Raw genomic sequence first — 14,107 nt, 5'->3', positions numbered from 1 at the left:
CCATGGCCTCGGCGGCGCGCGTCGTCCCGTCCTCGCATTTGAGCGCGATGCCGAGCCCCTTTTCCGGCAGCGCCGCGCAGAAAACGCCTTCCGCGCCGGTCTTGGCGAAGATGCGGCCGGGCGCCATTTCCATCAGCGCCGTGCAGGCCCGGCCCGTGCCGGCGACATAATAGGGCTCGGCCATCGCCGCATCGAGGATGCGCCGCGCGGCGCGGGCGCGCGCCGGCGAAAGCCCCTCGCCCGTCGCCATGCGGGCAAAGCCCCGGGCAAGCGATTTCAGCGGCACGGCATAGGTCGGAATATTGCAGCCGTCGACGCCGCAGACATCGGCGCCGACGAACGCGCCGGTCACATCCGCCATCGCCTCGCGGATCTGCGCCTGAAGCGGATGGTCGTAACCGGTATACCCTTTTGGATCGATGCCCTGATGGCAGCAGGCGCAGACGAAGCCGGCATGCTTGCCGGAGCAATTGTTGCAAAGCGCATCCGGCATTTCACGCGTGCGGGCCTGATGAATGAGGACCGGCTGCTGGAACGACCAGTGCGCCCCGCATTCCAGATCCTCCGCGCCGCGTCCCGCTTTGGCGAGCATCTCGCCCGCAAGGGCCGCATGGGCATCTTCGCCCGAATGAGAAGAGGCGGAGAGCGCGAGCTCGCGATTGCCGAAGCCATAGGCGTCCGCCGCCCCGCTTTCAACGAGCGGCAGCGCCTGGATCGCCTTGCAGGCCGAGCGGGGAAACACCGCCGCATCGATATCGCCGGCGGCATAGACCACGCCGCCCGCGGCATCGGTGACCGCGATCATGCCGCGATGACGGCTTTCGACGAGCGCGCCGCGCGCCACCTCGACCAGAACAGGATTCACCATCAGCCCGAACCTCCCCCGCTACCCAAGACCTCAGTCGAATGTCAGAACGATCTTGCCGATATGATCGCCCGCCTCCATGCGCCGGTGCGCTTCTGCCGCTTCCTCGAAGGCGAAGACGCGGTCGATCAGCGGCCTGACGCGGCCCTCGGCAAGCATCGGCCAGACCTTCTCCGCAAGATCGTCGCGCACGGCCTTCTTTTCTGCGTCGGTGCGCGGCCGCATGGTCGAGCCGGTGACCTTCAGCCGCTTGACCATGATCGGCGCCAGATTGACGTCTTCGGCCTTCGAGCCGCTGAGGAAGGCGATCATCGACAGGCAGCCATCCCTGGCGAGCGCGGAAAGATTGCGCTGGAAATAGGCGGCGCCGACCATGTCGAGAATGATGTCGACCCCGCGTCCCTCCGTCGCCGCCTTCACGGCCTCGACGAAGTCCCGTTCGCGATAGTTGACCGCGACCGTCGCGCCGAGCGCCACGCAGGCATCGCATTTCTCCGCCGTGCCGGCTGTCGTGAACACGCGCGCGCCAAACGCTTTCGCAAGCTGGATGGCCGTCGTGCCGATGCCGCTCGAACCGCCGTGGATGAGGATATCCTGCCCGGCCTTGAGACCCGCCATCTGGAAGAGATTGGCCCATACGGTGAAGAAGGTTTCCGGGATCGCGGCGGCGGAAACGTCATCCATGCCTTCGGGAACCGGCAGGACCTGGCCGGCCGGAAGCAGGCAATATTCCGCATACCCCCCGCCATTGGCGAGCCCGCAGACGCGCGCGCCGATCTCGACCCCCTCGACCTCTTCGCCCGTGGCGACGACGGTGCCGGCCACTTCCAGCCCCAGGACGGGACTTGCGCCGGGCGGCGGCGGATAGCTGCCCTGCCGCTGGGCGACATCCGGCCGGTTGACGCCGGCGGCCGACACCTTGACGAGCACGTCGTTCGGCCCCGGTTTGGGGCGCGGTCCCGTTGCCACCGACATGACCTCCGGGCCGCCAAAGCCGCTGATCGTGATGTAGCGCATCGAACCGTCTGAAGACATTGCTCTCTTCCCTCGGGTGCTTGAATTCAACAAACCAAAAGGCCCGGCCGCGTCCGTTTCGGAACACCGGCCGGGCCTTTCTTCATTTCAGCCGTTGCTGCGCGGACGCAGTGCAAGCGCGAAGACCACCATCGACACGCCGTAGACCAGGAAATCGGCCGCGACGAACAGGCCGAGCAGCCACAGGCTGTTCTGCGGGAAGTTCGAGGCGATCAGGACCGCGGCCAGGATCAGGACCAGGCCGGAGAAGATCATGAAGCCCCAGCCCTTGAGCGGGCGCATGGTCATGCCCAGGTAAAGCCTGAAGCCGCCGGCAACGGCCAGCGAGACGCCGACGATGATGGTGAACAGGCTGGAGGCCAGAACCGGATTGCGCATCAGCACGATGCCGGCCAGCACATACAGCAGGCCCGAGATCACCCAGAAGGCCACATGCCCCTTGGAGCGATTATAGAAAAGCTGCAGGAGATGGACGACGCCGGCGACAATCAGCATCGCGCCGAAGAAGACCACCGAGGCAACGGTCGTCGCCACAAGATTGCCGAGAAGAATAAGGCTCAGCAGAACGAGCAGCAGGCCAAAGGCCATGACCCAGCCCCAGCGTCCCCTGAACTTGTCAAGATCCGGCCCCTGCTCTCCAAATGTCGTCATGGTGGAATATCCCCTTCATCACCGCGTAAAATCGTTGCGACGATAGTGACGAAGCTGAATATTAGCAACTCTTCTTCGCGTGGCCGGGCGTTTCTGGGCGCGATTTCAATGCGCCTGGTTGCGCACCGCCGGCCTCAGATAGATCACCCAGTAGGCGATCCCGACGAACAGCGCGCCGCCGATGATATTGCCGATGGTGACCGGGACCAGATTGGCAAACACGAAATTGCTCCAGGTCAGATCGGCAAAGTCTGCCGGATTGGCGCCCGAGGCTGCCCAGAATTCAGGTCCGGCAAGCGTCTTCGTGAGGATGGCCATGGGAATCTGGAACATGTTGGCGACGCAGTGCTCGAACCCGGCGGCCACGAACATGGCGACCGGCAGGATGACGGCCAGGATCTTGTCGGTCGCCGACCGGCCGGCATAGGTCATCCACACGCCGAGACAGACGAGCACGTTGCACATGACGCCGAGCGCGACCGCCTGCAGGAAGGTGTGGTGCAGCTTGTGCTGGGCGATATGCATGTAATTGAGGCCAAGAAGCCCGCCATCGCCCTCATAGTGCCGGGCGGCCTGCATGATCATCACCAGCGTGACCGCGCCGACGAAGTTGCCGAGATAGACCATCGCCCAATTGCGCGCGAGCGCGGCCCAGGTGATCCGCCCGGTCGCCTTGCCGATGATCGTCATCACGGTGCTTGTGAACAGGTCGGCGCCCGTCAGCACGACGAGGACCAGCCCGAGACTGAAGGCGAGGCCGCCGATGAACTTGTTCGCGCCCCAGCCGATATCGCCATTTCCCGTTGTCACGACCGTGTAGAATATGAAGGCTATGCCGATGAAGGCGCCGGCCATCATCGCGGAGACGAAAAGCGAGAGCGGATCCTTGTTGACCTTTGCGATCCCCGCCGCCTCGGCCTTTTCGGCCATGACATGGGGCGGGAAGGCATCGAGATTGAAATGCTGCATGGTCAAGAACTCCGTCGGTGGACGCTTGGGAGGCGCGTGGCCGATACGTAGCAGCCCCGCCCCCCGGCGCGTTGATCTTGATCAGTCCGACGAGGACGGCAATCCGGGGGCTGATCGCCAGGTGCGCCATCTGCATAATGGCGGTCATTACCGAATCATACCGGAAGGACCGTGACATGCTGAAAATATGGGGCCGCGCGACATCATCCAATGTACAAGCGTTGATGTGGACTGTCGGCGAGCTTGAACTGGAACACGAACGGTATGATGTCGGCTTCAAATTCGGCGGCACGGACACGCCGGAATTTCTGGCAATGAACCCGAACGGACTGATCCCTGTCGTCAAGGACGGCGACGATGGCGAGGCCCTGTTCGAGACAGGCGCCATCTGCCGCTACCTCGCCGCCCGCCATGCACATGACAGCTTCTGGCCAAAAGATCCGGCAGCGCGCGCCCATGTCGACAAATGGGCCGAATGGGGCAAGGTCACCGCCGCTGCCGCCTTCACCGTGCCGATCTTCTGGGCCGTGGTGCGCACGCCGGCGAAGGACCGCAACCCCGAGGCGATCGCGCGCGCGCTTTTAGCCTTCGACCGGCTTCTGGGCATCGCCGAGGCCGAGCTCGAGAAGCACGCCTTCCTTGCGGGCGACAGCTTCACGCTGGCCGACATCATGTTCGGCCACATTCTCTACCGCTACCATACGATGGAGATCGACCGTCCCGCGCGACCGGCCGTCGAGGCCTACTACGCGGCGATGACCGAACGCCCGGCCTATCGCGACCATGTGATGGTCTCTTATGACAGCCTGCGTCCGTAAAAAGGGCTGTTGGCGACAAATCGCGGCGCGTGAACGGAAATTCCCTGCGACGGCCTTGAAATCGACCGGAGGCAAGAGGATAACGAAGTCAACCGCCCCGCTTCCTGTACATTGATACCGGGCCCCGGACCGGGAAATTCTGTCGAGAACGCCAAAGAGATTGCCGCGAAAGCCAGGTCATGCGCCCCTATTACAAGAACGTCAAAATGGTCCGTCGCACACGGGTGATGTGGGGATCATGGCGCATATGGCAGCCAAGGCTGGTTTTCTGGGTCGGGGCCCTGATGATCGGGGTGATCAGCGTGTTCTTCGCGCGCGCCGCCGATTTTGCCTACGAACTGTTCGAGACGATGCGGCATTCGACCGCTTATTCGCCCTATCTGCCGCTGATCCTGACGCCGCTCGGCTTCATGCTCTGTTCCTATCTGAGCACGCGCTGGTTTCCCAATTCGCAAGGGTCGGGCATTCCGCAGGCGATCGCCGCAAGGCATCTGCACAACACCGAAAGCCAGCACCGGCTGCTCAACCTCCGGGTTGCCGCCGGCAAGATCCTGATCACCGTGATCGGTCTCTTTTGCGGCGCCTCGATCGGCCGCGAGGGCCCGACCGCCCAGGTCGGCGCCTCGATCATGATCCAGACCGCGCGCTGGGGCAAGATGATCCAGACCAAGGGGCTGATCGTCGCCGGTTCGGCGGCGGGCATCTCGGCCGCCTTCAACACGCCGCTTGCCGGCATCGTCTTCGCCATCGAGGAAATGAGCCGCGCCTACGAATCGCGCGCCAACGGCCTCGTCGTTTCCGCCATCATCCTCTCCGGCCTTGCGGCGATCGGGCTTGCCGGCAACTACACCTATTTCGGCCAGGCCTCGGCCATCGCCGTCCGGCCGGAGGAATGGGTCGCCGTCTTCGTCTGCGGTATCGGCGGGGGACTCCTGGGCGCCATGTTCTCGCTCTATTCGCTGAAGGCGGCGCGGCGCGTCAAGCGCTGGGCGCAGCCTGCGCCGATCAAGCGGATGGCGCTTGTTGCCGGCGGTTGCGGACTGTCGGTCGCCGTCATCGGCATCGTCTTCGGCGGCGCAACCTTCGGCACCGGCTACGAGCAGGCCAGAACCGTAATTGAGGGTGGATCGATCAGCCCCTTCTTCTTCGCCGGCAAGCTGGCCGCGACCTTCCTCTCCATGGCATCCGGCATTCCCGGCGGTCTGTTCGCGCCTTCGCTGTCCGTCGGCGCGACGCTCGGCTCGACGGTTGCCGATGTTCTGGGCGTCAGCATCGGCCTCGGTGCGATCCTCGGCATGGCCGGCTACTTTGCCGGCGTCGTCCAGTCGCCGATGACGGCCTTCGTCATCATCCTGGAAATGACGGACAATCACGACGGCATCATCACCCTGATGGCGACGTCCATGCTCGGCTACATCGCCTCGCGCATGATCTCGCGCGAGCCGCTCTATCACGGCCTTTCGCGCGCCTTCATCGCCGACAGCATCAAGTTCCAGCGCGCCCGCAACCGCGAAACGACTGCGGAAGAACGCAGCACCGTCGAAGAGATGCGCGAGGAAACCCGTCGTTATAATGACAAGGGCGCCCTCTAGAGTATCGGGCGAAAAAGGGGTTACCGGTTTTTCGATAACCCGATGCGCCTACACAAAGAGATGGATCACCGGGCGGTTAATCTGAACCGCCCGGTGATCCAGAACCGGTCAGGGCAGCGCGTTCTAGCAATCAGGTGATCCGCGACAAGCTTTTGCCGTCGCCGCCTGAAATTCGACAAGCCGGTTCCTCGCGCAGCGCCGGCCTGGACGCGATACTGCGCGAAACGGACATGATGCGAGTTTGACGATGACGCTTTCCTCCAAGATCGACCTCGAAAACACTCTTGCCGCCCTGGACCTCGAGGGACGACTGCGGCTCGTCGCCGAAAGTGGCCGGCCCGCCGTCTTTACCACCAGTCTCGGGATCGAGGATCAGGTGCTGACCGGAGCGATCGCCATGGCCGGCCTGCCAATCAGGATCGTCACGCTCGATACCGGTCGCCTTTTTGACGAGACGCTGCAGCTGATCGAGGACACCGAGGCCCGTTTCGGCATCGCGATCGAGCGTTTTCATCCGCGGCAAGAGGCTGTCCATGCCTATGTCGCCGAACATGGCCGCAACGGCTTTTACGAGAGCGTCGACGCGCGCCACGCCTGCTGCCATATCCGCAAGCTCGAGCCGCTCTCGCAGGCGCTCGAAGGCGCAGCCTACTGGATCACGGGGCTGAGGCGCGGCCAGTCCGGCAACCGCGCGACGACCCCTTTTTGCGAGGAAGACAAGGCCCGCCATCTGACGAAGATCAATCCGCTGGCCGACTGGAGCATCGCGGACATCCGCGCCTTTGCCGAGCGGAACGACGTTCCCCTCAACCCGCTGCATGAGCGCGGCTATCCCTCGATCGGCTGCGCGCCCTGCACACGCGCGATCAAGCCGGGCGAGCCGGAGCGCGCCGGTCGCTGGTGGTGGGAAAATGACGCAAAGCGGGAATGCGGCCTGCACGTCGGGAGCGCCGCCCGCTGAGGCCAAGAGAGGCCGGAATACCCGGTTCCCCCGGAATACGGAACCGGTCTATCTCCTCGTTTTGACGCATTGTCGCGGACGTCAGATGTTTCCATCTGCCGGCGAAATGCACTATCGTCGCGTCGAGTTGCCCTCAATGATCTCGAAGGGCAGTTCAACGGCCGCTTCCGGCCGCTCGCCCTCCGTCAGGTACCGCATGATCAGATCGGCCGCCTTGAAGCCGATCTCGTAGAGCGGCACATAGACCGAGGTCAGCGGCGATTCCTCCATCTCGGCGAAATCCACGCCGTTATAGCCGCAAATGCCGAGCTCCTGCGGCACGCGAACGCCAAGTTGCTGGGCGCCGAAATAGACCCCCATGGCAAGCCTGTCATTGTGACAGAAGACAGCATCCACCTCCGGCATGCGCCGCCTGAGGTTGCGCACGAGGTTGACGCCCTGTTCCATCGGATTGCCGGTTTCAGCCTCGAAGACATAGGCCGGATCATAGCGGCCGGCCTTCAGCAACGCGTCGCGATAGCCCTCGAAGCGGCGGCGGGAGCGGATGTCCTTGCCGCCGCCCAAGAGCGCAATCCGCTCATAGCCCTGCGCCAGGAGATGCTCGACGGCCGCCGTTGCCGCCGCCCGGTTGCGAATGCCGACGCCCATGTCCAGCGGCTCGATGCTGGTATCCATCATCTGCACCACCGGACAGCCGAGTTCGGCGATCAGGGGCTTGTTGACCGGAAACTCGGCAACGCTTTCGAGAATGATGCCGGCGGGGTTCTGCGCCACGAAGAGCCGGAGCAGTTTGGCTTCCTCCGCCGCATTGAGGCCGATATTGGCGAATTGCGTGCTGACGTCGCTGGTCAGGAAGCGGTCCTCGACGCCGCGGGCGGCATGGAAGAAGCCGCTCATCTCCATGATCGGCGCCAGCACCGCGACGATGCCGCTGTGCCGGCTGGCAAGCGCCCGGGCGGCGAAGTTCGGCACGTAGCCGATCTCCTCGACCACATCCAGGATTGTCTCGCGCAGTTTCTCGCTCACCTTGTGCGGTTCGCGCAGCGCCCGTGACACCGTGATCGGACTGACGCCCGCCAGCCTTGCGACATCGCTCAGCGTCGTTCGCGATTTCGAACCGCCCCTCAACCGAAAAGACAATTCTTCGATCCCCTGTCCCGCCCACCGGCGCTTGGCATTCCATTCACGTCTGCGGCAACTTCAGTCCGGCATTTTATCATGAAATTCAAATTCACGGCAAAATGACTTTTGTCAACCTTGCGGGCAATTGCTCCTCAAGGATTGGCCAGAGCCTTCAGATCGGTCGCCGGATCCGCGATCGCCTCCGCGGCCGGATTGACCCCCGCGGAAAGCATCTTCTTGGCGCAGACATAGGCGCGCGCATCATTGATCGCGTCGACGGCGAGAAGCGTGTCGCCCCTGAAATACCAGACGGATTGGCTGCCCTCGCGGGCGCCCTCGCGCGTCACGACGCGATCATAGCCGCCATTATAGCCCGCGATCTGCAGTTTCACATCATATTGATCCGACCAGAACCATGGCTCGGGTTCATAGGCCTTGTCCGAGCCCGCGATAACGCCGGCGATCGCCTCCGCCTGGTCAACCGCGTTGGGCACCGATTCGAGGCGAATACGCTCGCCGCGATAGGGCTGCTCGACGCAATCGCCGACGGCAAAGATGGCGGGATCGGAGGTCCGCCCGAACCGGTCGACGACGATGCCGTTTCCGCCGGCAAGGCCTGCTTCCTTGGCGAGCTGGTCGTTCGGCGTCACGCCGATGCCGACGACCGCCATGTCGATTTCCAGCGTCTCGCCGCGCGAAAGCACCGCGCGCCGGACATGGCCCGCCTCGCCCTCGAGATGGATCAGGCCGGTATTTTCGCGGATATCGACGCCGTGCGCGCGATGAATGGCGCGCATGATATCGGCCGTCTCGGGCGCTGCGACGCGCTTCAGGATACGGTCGGCCATTTCGATCACGGTGACATCGACGTCGAATTTCCGCGCCACGGCCGCCGCCTCGAGCCCGACATAGCCGCCGCCGACGACGAGGAGCCTGGCGCCCGGCTTCATGGCTTCGGCCAGCCGGTCGGCGTCATGCTTGTCGCGCATGACGAACACGCCCTGAAGGCCGCCGCCGATATCCTCCGGCAGGCGGCGCGGCGCGGCGCCCGTGGCCAACACCAGCGTGCCATAGGAAAGGGTCGCGCCATCCTGCATCACGACCTGCCTGGCGTCCCGGTCGATGCGTTCGACGAAACGCTCCAGAAGGAGGTCAATGTCGTTTTCGCCGTACCAGGCCCGGGGCCGGAACAGCAGCCGATCGAACGCCATCTCGCCGAGAAGGTATTTCTTCGAAAGCGGCGGTCGCTGGTAGGGCGGCACGGCTTCCGCCCCGATCAGCGTGATCGGCCGCTCATCCTTCAGCGCCCTCAGCTTGGCCGCGACGGCAAATCCGCCCTGACCTGCTCCGACAATGACAATCCGATCGGACACGGTTTGCCCCTTTTCGTTTGTTTTCGATGCAGACCAATGGCTTACGTCGCGATCGAGGCCCCGTCAATCATCCGAGCAGCGCCGAATAGGCACAGGTGCGCGACAAAAAAAGGCCCGGTATCGCCCCGGGCCTCTTCGCTTGTTGGCCTGTTGTCCAGCCGATGGCGGAGCAATCTTCAGAGATTGCCCTTGCGTTGCTGGACCATCATGAACTTGTCGAAGGAGAACTCCGCGAGCTGCATCCAAAGATAGGCGTCCTTCTTGAATTCCTGCTGGCTGTCATAGATGCGCTTGAACCAGGCGTTCTCCGCCGAGATCTCGGCGAAGGTCTCCTGAGACACCTTGTAGCAGGCATCGAGAATTTCCTCGCTGAACGGCTTCAAGACGGCGCCTTCGGCGACCAGCTGGCGCAGCGCCTGCGGGTTGCCGGCATCATAACGGGCGAGCATGTCGAGGTTCACCGCGTCGCAGGCATCCGTCAGGATCTGCTGATAGCTTGCCGGCAGTTCGTTGAACTTGTCGAGATTGGTGAAGGCATGGATGACCGGGCCGCCTTCCCACCAGGCCGGATAGTAGTAGTATTTCGCGACCTTGACGAGACCGAGGCTGAGATCGTCATAGGGGCCGACGAATTCGGTGGCATCGATCGTGCCGCGTTCCAGCGCCGAATAGACGTCGCCGGCGGCAATCTGCTGCGGCGTGACGCCGAGCTTTGCCATGACCTGGCCCGCAAGGCCGGCGATGCGCATCTTGAGGCCCTTGAGGTCCTCGAGCGAATTGATCTCATTGGCGAACCAGCCGCCCATCTGCGCCCCGGTATTGCCGGCCGGATGTCCCCAGACGCCCTTTTCGGCGAAGAACTCGTCAAACAGTTCGTTGCCGCCGCCCTGGTAGAGCCAGGCATTCTTCAGGCGCGCATTCATGCCGAAGGGCACCGCCGTGCCGAGACCGTAGGTCATGTCCTGGCCGATATAGTAGTAGGAGGGCGTGTGGCACATTTCGATCGTGCCGTCGCGCACGGCGTCGAGCACCTGCAGCGGCGGAACCAGTTCGCCGCCGGCAAAGACCTGAATATCGAAATTGCCGTCGGTCGCCTCGCGCACGCGCTCCGCAATGCCGGTCGCGCCGGAATAGAGAATGTCGAGCGACTGCGGGAAGGCAGACGACAGGCGCCAGGTGAGCTTGGGGTTTTCCTGGGCGATGGCGGGGGCGGCGAGCGCGGCCGGGGCGAGCGCGCCGGCCGAAGCAACGCCTGCTTTTTTGAAGAACGTGCGGCGATCCATTGGTGTTTCCTGCTTCATTGTCGAAGGACCGGCTCCCGGCGGGGCGAACGTCATGCCTGCCCCGGCGTCGGGCGATCCGTACCGCTCGGTACTATCTTTTTTCACCGTCGCATGCAAGCCCGACATCGCGGCCTTGCGTCATTACCTGTTGTTGATTTGTTCGAACCCGTCCGGCGCGCCATGACCTGCCGTACGCGGCGCGGAACCTCACCGCCCCGGCCTTGCCGTGCCGCCCTTCGCTCGCCCCGCGCCAAATGCCGGGTGACCGGCCGACGCGTCTTGCTTCCACCGGTTGATCCTGTTATGACTGACTGGTCAGTCATAATCAAAGAGGCAGCTGTCCGGAATGAACACCCCGCCGAAACGAAGAACGCTCGCGCCTGAAGCCCGTCGCAAAGCCATCCTGGACGCCGCCCTTGCCGTGTTTTCCGAAAAGGGTTTCGCCAATGCGCGCATCGAGGACATTGCCCGGCGCGCCGGAATCGGCAAGGGCACGGTCTATCTCTATTTCCCGGACAAGGAGAACCTGTTCAAGTCGCTGATCAGCGACGCGCTCGGTCCGCTTCTTGCGGCCGCACACGCGACGCTCGACGAACCGGATCTTGACCCGCGCGAAACGCTCGCGATCTTCTTCGAAATGGTGAAAACTGAAGTGCTCGGGACCGAAAAACGGGACCTTGTTCTCCTGATGGCGATGGAAATGCGCAATTTCCCCGAGATCGCCGAATTCTATCACGAGAACATCATTCGCTCCGGCCTCGCCCTTATCCTCGGCGTTCTCGAGAGGGCCGAAAGGCGCGGCGCTTTGCGCTCTTCCAAGGTGCTGAAGGCGCCGCAGGTGATCTTCGCGCCGGCGCTGCTGTCGGTCATCTGGGATGCGAACTTCGCCCGCTTCGGCGATCTCGACCTCGATGCCGCATTCGGATTCTACCTGGATACCCTGTTCAAGCCAGCCGAAGGGGATACCCCATGAAACGCGTTCTCATCGCCGTCATCCTGCTGGCCGTGGCTGCCTCGGCCGGATACTACCTCTTCCGCCCCGAAGAGGACCACGGCTTTCTCGGCTGGGTGGAGGCCGACGCGCTCTATATCGGCGCCCCCGACACCGCGCGGCTCACCGTACTCACCGTCGAGGAAGGGGACGAAGCGAAGACCGGACAAAGGCTGTTTGCCCTTGAAGCCGACGTGGAACAGGCCGCCGTCGACACCGCCCGCGCCAACCTGGAAAAGGCAAGGGCCGCCCTGGCGCTCGCCCGGGCGCCGCAGGACAGGCCGGAACAGCTGGAAGCGCTGCATGCCTCTCGCAAGGAGGCCGAGGCGGCGCTGGAATACGCAGAAAAGTCGCTGACGCGGGCAAGATCGCTGTTCCGGCAGGAAAGCGGCACCAAGGCCAATCTCGACAGCGCCGTCAGCGCCTACGCGCAGGCGAAGGCCGCCCTCGACAAGATCAATGCCCAGATCGCGCTCGGCGAACTGCCCCAGCGCGACCAGCAGATCGAACAGGCCGAGCAGAGCGTCTCCGCCGCCGGATCCGACCTTGCCGCAGCGGAAGCCGCGCTGGCGCTCAAGACGGTTTCCGCCCCGGCCTCGGGCAGCATAGAGGAGGTCTATTACCGAACCGGCGAAGTGGTGCCGGCGGGCCGGCCGGTCGTCTCGCTTCTGCCGCCGCAAAACATCAAGATCGAGTTCTTCGTGCCCGAGCGCGAGCGCGCCGCGCTGAAGGTCGGCGACAGGGTGCGCGTTTCCTGCGACGGATGCCGGCCGCAAGACGCCACGGTCTTCTTCATCGCCAAAGACGCCGAATACACCCCTCCCGAGATTTTCTCGCGTGAGGAGCGCGCCAAGATGGTCTATCGCCTGGAAGCCCGGCCGGAGTATCCGGAAGCGCTTGCCGTCGGTCTTCCCGTCAATGTCACAGGGGAGCGCAACTGATGGCCACCCAGGACAATGTCATTTCGGTCGAGGGCCTGACCAAGAGCTTCGGCGGCCGCACCGTGGTCGACCATCTGACCATGAACGTCCGCAAGGGCACGATCCACGGCTTTCTGGGCCCGAACGGCTCCGGCAAGACCACCACCATCCGCATGCTCTGCGGTCTTCTGACGCCGGACAGCGGCTCCGGCACCTGCCTTGGCTACGACATCACCCGCGACGGGGAGCGCCTCAGGCGTCACGTCGGCTACATGACCCAGCGTTTCTCGCTCTACGAGGACCTGACGATCCGCGAGAACCTCGATTTCGTCGCCAGGATTCACGGCCTGAGGGACCCGCGGAAAAAGGTCTCCGACGCCATCGAGCGGCTCGGCCTTGGCGGTCGCGAGAAGCAGCTCGCCGGCAATCTCTCCGGCGGCTGGAAACAGCGGCTCGCGCTCGGCGCCTGCACGCTTCCCGATCCGGACCTCCTGCTGCTCGACGAGCCGACCGCCGGCGTCGATCCCAAGGCCCGGCGAGAATTCTGGGCCGAAATCCACGCGCTTGCCGCAGACGGTCTCTCGGTTCTGGTCTCCACCCATTATATGGACGAGGCCGAACGCTGCCACGAGATCGCCTATATGGCCTATGGCAAGCTGATGGTGACCGGCACGGTGAAGGAGGTGGTGGCCGCCTCGAAGCTCGAAAGCTATCTCATCACCGGCGCCCATGTGCATGACCTTCAGGCCGAACTGGAACAGGCGGACGGCGTCGATCTCGTCGCCCCCTTCGGCTCGTCATTGCATGTCTGCGGCCATGACAGGGCGGCGCTGGAGCGCGCGGTTCAGCCCTACCGCGACCGGCCGGATACCGACTGCCGCCCGAGCGAGGCAACGCTGGAGGACGCGTTTATCTACATGATGAATGCATCGAAGGACAATTTCGATGACGGATGAACGGCCACAACGTTTTCCTGCCTTGCGCCGCTTCTGGGCGATGACGGTCAAGGAATTCATCCAGATGACGCGCGACCGGCTGACCATGGGCATGATGATCACGCTGCCGATCATGCAGCTTCTGCTGTTCGGCTTCGCCATCAACACCACGCCGCACCACCTGCCGACCGCCGTCATGCTGTCGGAAAGCACCGATGCCTCCCGCGCCATTCTGGCCTCGATGGAGAACACCGACTTCTTCGATATCACCGGCATCGTCACAAGTGATGAGGACATGGACCGAGCGCTGGAATCGGGCGAGGTGCTGTTCGTGGTCGAGATTCCGCCGGATTTCGAACGCGACCTCAGACGCGGCCTCTCCCCGTCCCTTCTGGTGGCGGCCGACGCGACCGATCCGGTCGCCGCGTCTTCCGCGCTGGGGGCGCTCTCGGGCGTCGTTTCCACCGCGCTTTCCGGCCTGCACGGCGTCACCATCGCCGCCCCCGGGGAGCCGGCCTTCAACATCATCCAGCACCGGCGCTACAATCCGGCGGGCAAGTCGACGCTCAACATCGTGCCCGGCCTGCTCGGC

General features: G+C 63.9%; 14 protein-coding genes. 7 read left to right on the top strand and 7 right to left on the bottom strand.

Translation table 11 applies throughout. The features are described 5' to 3' along the window. The 4 genes from AC5DC2_RS09435 to focA all read right to left on the bottom strand — a co-directional run. On the bottom strand, positions 1-868 hold an 868-nt coding region (locus AC5DC2_RS09435), incomplete at its 3' end, for an asparaginase (RefSeq protein WP_491698298.1). 30 nt (positions 869-898) lie between these two features. After that, positions 899-1,900: an NAD(P)H-quinone oxidoreductase gene (locus AC5DC2_RS09430; RefSeq protein ID WP_491698297.1), complete on the bottom strand. Its 1,002-nt coding sequence runs from the start codon at positions 1,898-1,900 to the stop codon at positions 899-901. A gap of 87 nt (positions 1,901-1,987) precedes the next feature. Further along, entirely contained in the window at positions 1,988-2,551 is a 564-nt protein-coding gene (locus tag AC5DC2_RS09425) for an HdeD family acid-resistance protein (protein ID WP_024707374.1), read from the bottom strand. Between the two features lie 105 nt (positions 2,552-2,656). Beyond that, positions 2,657-3,520, bottom strand: a complete 864-nt coding sequence (focA, locus tag AC5DC2_RS09420) for a formate transporter FocA (protein WP_024707373.1) — start codon at positions 3,518-3,520, stop codon at positions 2,657-2,659. Between the two features lie 176 nt (positions 3,521-3,696). Between focA and AC5DC2_RS09415 the strand changes: the two genes are divergently transcribed. The 3 genes from AC5DC2_RS09415 to AC5DC2_RS09405 all read left to right on the top strand — a co-directional run bounded on the left by AC5DC2_RS09415 (position 3,697) and on the right by AC5DC2_RS09405 (position 6,891). Further along, a complete protein-coding gene (locus tag AC5DC2_RS09415; RefSeq protein ID WP_491698296.1) occupies positions 3,697-4,338 on the top strand; it encodes a glutathione S-transferase family protein in 642 nt (213 codons plus the stop codon). Between the two features lie 179 nt (positions 4,339-4,517). After that, positions 4,518-5,930 carry a chloride channel protein gene (locus tag AC5DC2_RS09410; RefSeq protein ID WP_491698295.1) on the top strand — a complete coding sequence of 471 codons (1,413 nt, stop codon included), beginning with the start codon at positions 4,518-4,520 and terminating at the stop codon, positions 5,928-5,930. Between the two features lie 247 nt (positions 5,931-6,177). Continuing rightward, complete coding sequence (locus AC5DC2_RS09405; protein ID WP_491698299.1) at positions 6,178-6,891, top strand: phosphoadenylyl-sulfate reductase; 714 nt, start codon at positions 6,178-6,180, stop codon at positions 6,889-6,891. A 111-nt stretch (positions 6,892-7,002) separates the two neighbouring features. On the opposite strand, the gene AC5DC2_RS09400 is transcribed toward AC5DC2_RS09405, so the two are convergent. From AC5DC2_RS09400 to AC5DC2_RS09390, 3 genes are all read right to left on the bottom strand, one after another. Further along, a complete protein-coding gene (locus AC5DC2_RS09400) occupies positions 7,003-8,031 on the bottom strand; it encodes a LacI family DNA-binding transcriptional regulator (RefSeq protein WP_081725728.1) in 1,029 nt (342 codons plus the stop codon). 134 nt (positions 8,032-8,165) lie between these two features. Beyond that, entirely contained in the window at positions 8,166-9,386 is a 1,221-nt protein-coding gene (locus AC5DC2_RS09395; RefSeq protein ID WP_491698294.1) for an NAD(P)/FAD-dependent oxidoreductase, read from the bottom strand. 176 nt (positions 9,387-9,562) lie between these two features. Next, positions 9,563-10,669, bottom strand: a complete 1,107-nt coding sequence (locus AC5DC2_RS09390) for a TRAP transporter substrate-binding protein (protein WP_491698293.1) — start codon at positions 10,667-10,669, stop codon at positions 9,563-9,565. Between the two features lie 346 nt (positions 10,670-11,015). On the opposite strand from AC5DC2_RS09390, the gene AC5DC2_RS09385 reads away from it, so the two are divergent. From AC5DC2_RS09385 to AC5DC2_RS09370, 4 genes are all read left to right on the top strand, one after another. Further along, positions 11,016-11,642: a TetR/AcrR family transcriptional regulator gene (locus tag AC5DC2_RS09385; RefSeq protein WP_024707366.1), complete on the top strand. Its 627-nt coding sequence runs from the start codon at positions 11,016-11,018 to the stop codon at positions 11,640-11,642. Then, a complete protein-coding gene (locus tag AC5DC2_RS09380; protein ID WP_491698292.1) occupies positions 11,639-12,601 on the top strand; it encodes an HlyD family secretion protein in 963 nt (320 codons plus the stop codon). The genes AC5DC2_RS09385 and AC5DC2_RS09380 overlap by 4 nt, the downstream gene beginning before the upstream one ends. Further along, positions 12,601-13,536, top strand: a complete 936-nt coding sequence (locus tag AC5DC2_RS09375; RefSeq protein ID WP_024707364.1) for an ABC transporter ATP-binding protein — start codon at positions 12,601-12,603, stop codon at positions 13,534-13,536. The genes AC5DC2_RS09380 and AC5DC2_RS09375 overlap by 1 nt, the downstream gene beginning before the upstream one ends. Then, a partial coding sequence (locus AC5DC2_RS09370) for an ABC transporter permease (protein ID WP_491698291.1) occupies positions 13,526-14,107 on the top strand: 582 nt, incomplete at its 3' end. The genes AC5DC2_RS09375 and AC5DC2_RS09370, both read left to right, overlap by 11 nt.

This window comes from Martelella sp. (assembly GCF_984369615.1).
This window is presented reverse-complemented; position numbering and strand designations above follow the sequence as displayed.

Coding starts and splice junctions, on each gene's coding strand:
- AC5DC2_RS09390 (WP_491698293.1), bottom strand. CDS start 10,669: ATGGATCGCCGCACGTTCTTCAAAAAAGCAGGCGTTGCTTCGGCCGGC.
- AC5DC2_RS09405 (WP_491698299.1), top strand. CDS start 6,178: ATGACGCTTTCCTCCAAGATCGACCTCGAAAACACTCTTGCCGCCCTG.
- AC5DC2_RS09385 (WP_024707366.1), top strand. CDS start 11,016: ATGAACACCCCGCCGAAACGAAGAACGCTCGCGCCTGAAGCCCGTCGC.
- focA (WP_024707373.1), bottom strand. CDS start 3,520: ATGCAGCATTTCAATCTCGATGCCTTCCCGCCCCATGTCATGGCCGAA.
- AC5DC2_RS09410 (WP_491698295.1), top strand. CDS start 4,518: ATGCGCCCCTATTACAAGAACGTCAAAATGGTCCGTCGCACACGGGTG.
- AC5DC2_RS09425 (WP_024707374.1), bottom strand. CDS start 2,551: ATGACGACATTTGGAGAGCAGGGGCCGGATCTTGACAAGTTCAGGGGA.
- AC5DC2_RS09380 (WP_491698292.1), top strand. CDS start 11,639: ATGAAACGCGTTCTCATCGCCGTCATCCTGCTGGCCGTGGCTGCCTCG.
- AC5DC2_RS09415 (WP_491698296.1), top strand. CDS start 3,697: ATGCTGAAAATATGGGGCCGCGCGACATCATCCAATGTACAAGCGTTG.
- AC5DC2_RS09375 (WP_024707364.1), top strand. CDS start 12,601: ATGGCCACCCAGGACAATGTCATTTCGGTCGAGGGCCTGACCAAGAGC.
- AC5DC2_RS09430 (WP_491698297.1), bottom strand. CDS start 1,900: ATGTCTTCAGACGGTTCGATGCGCTACATCACGATCAGCGGCTTTGGC.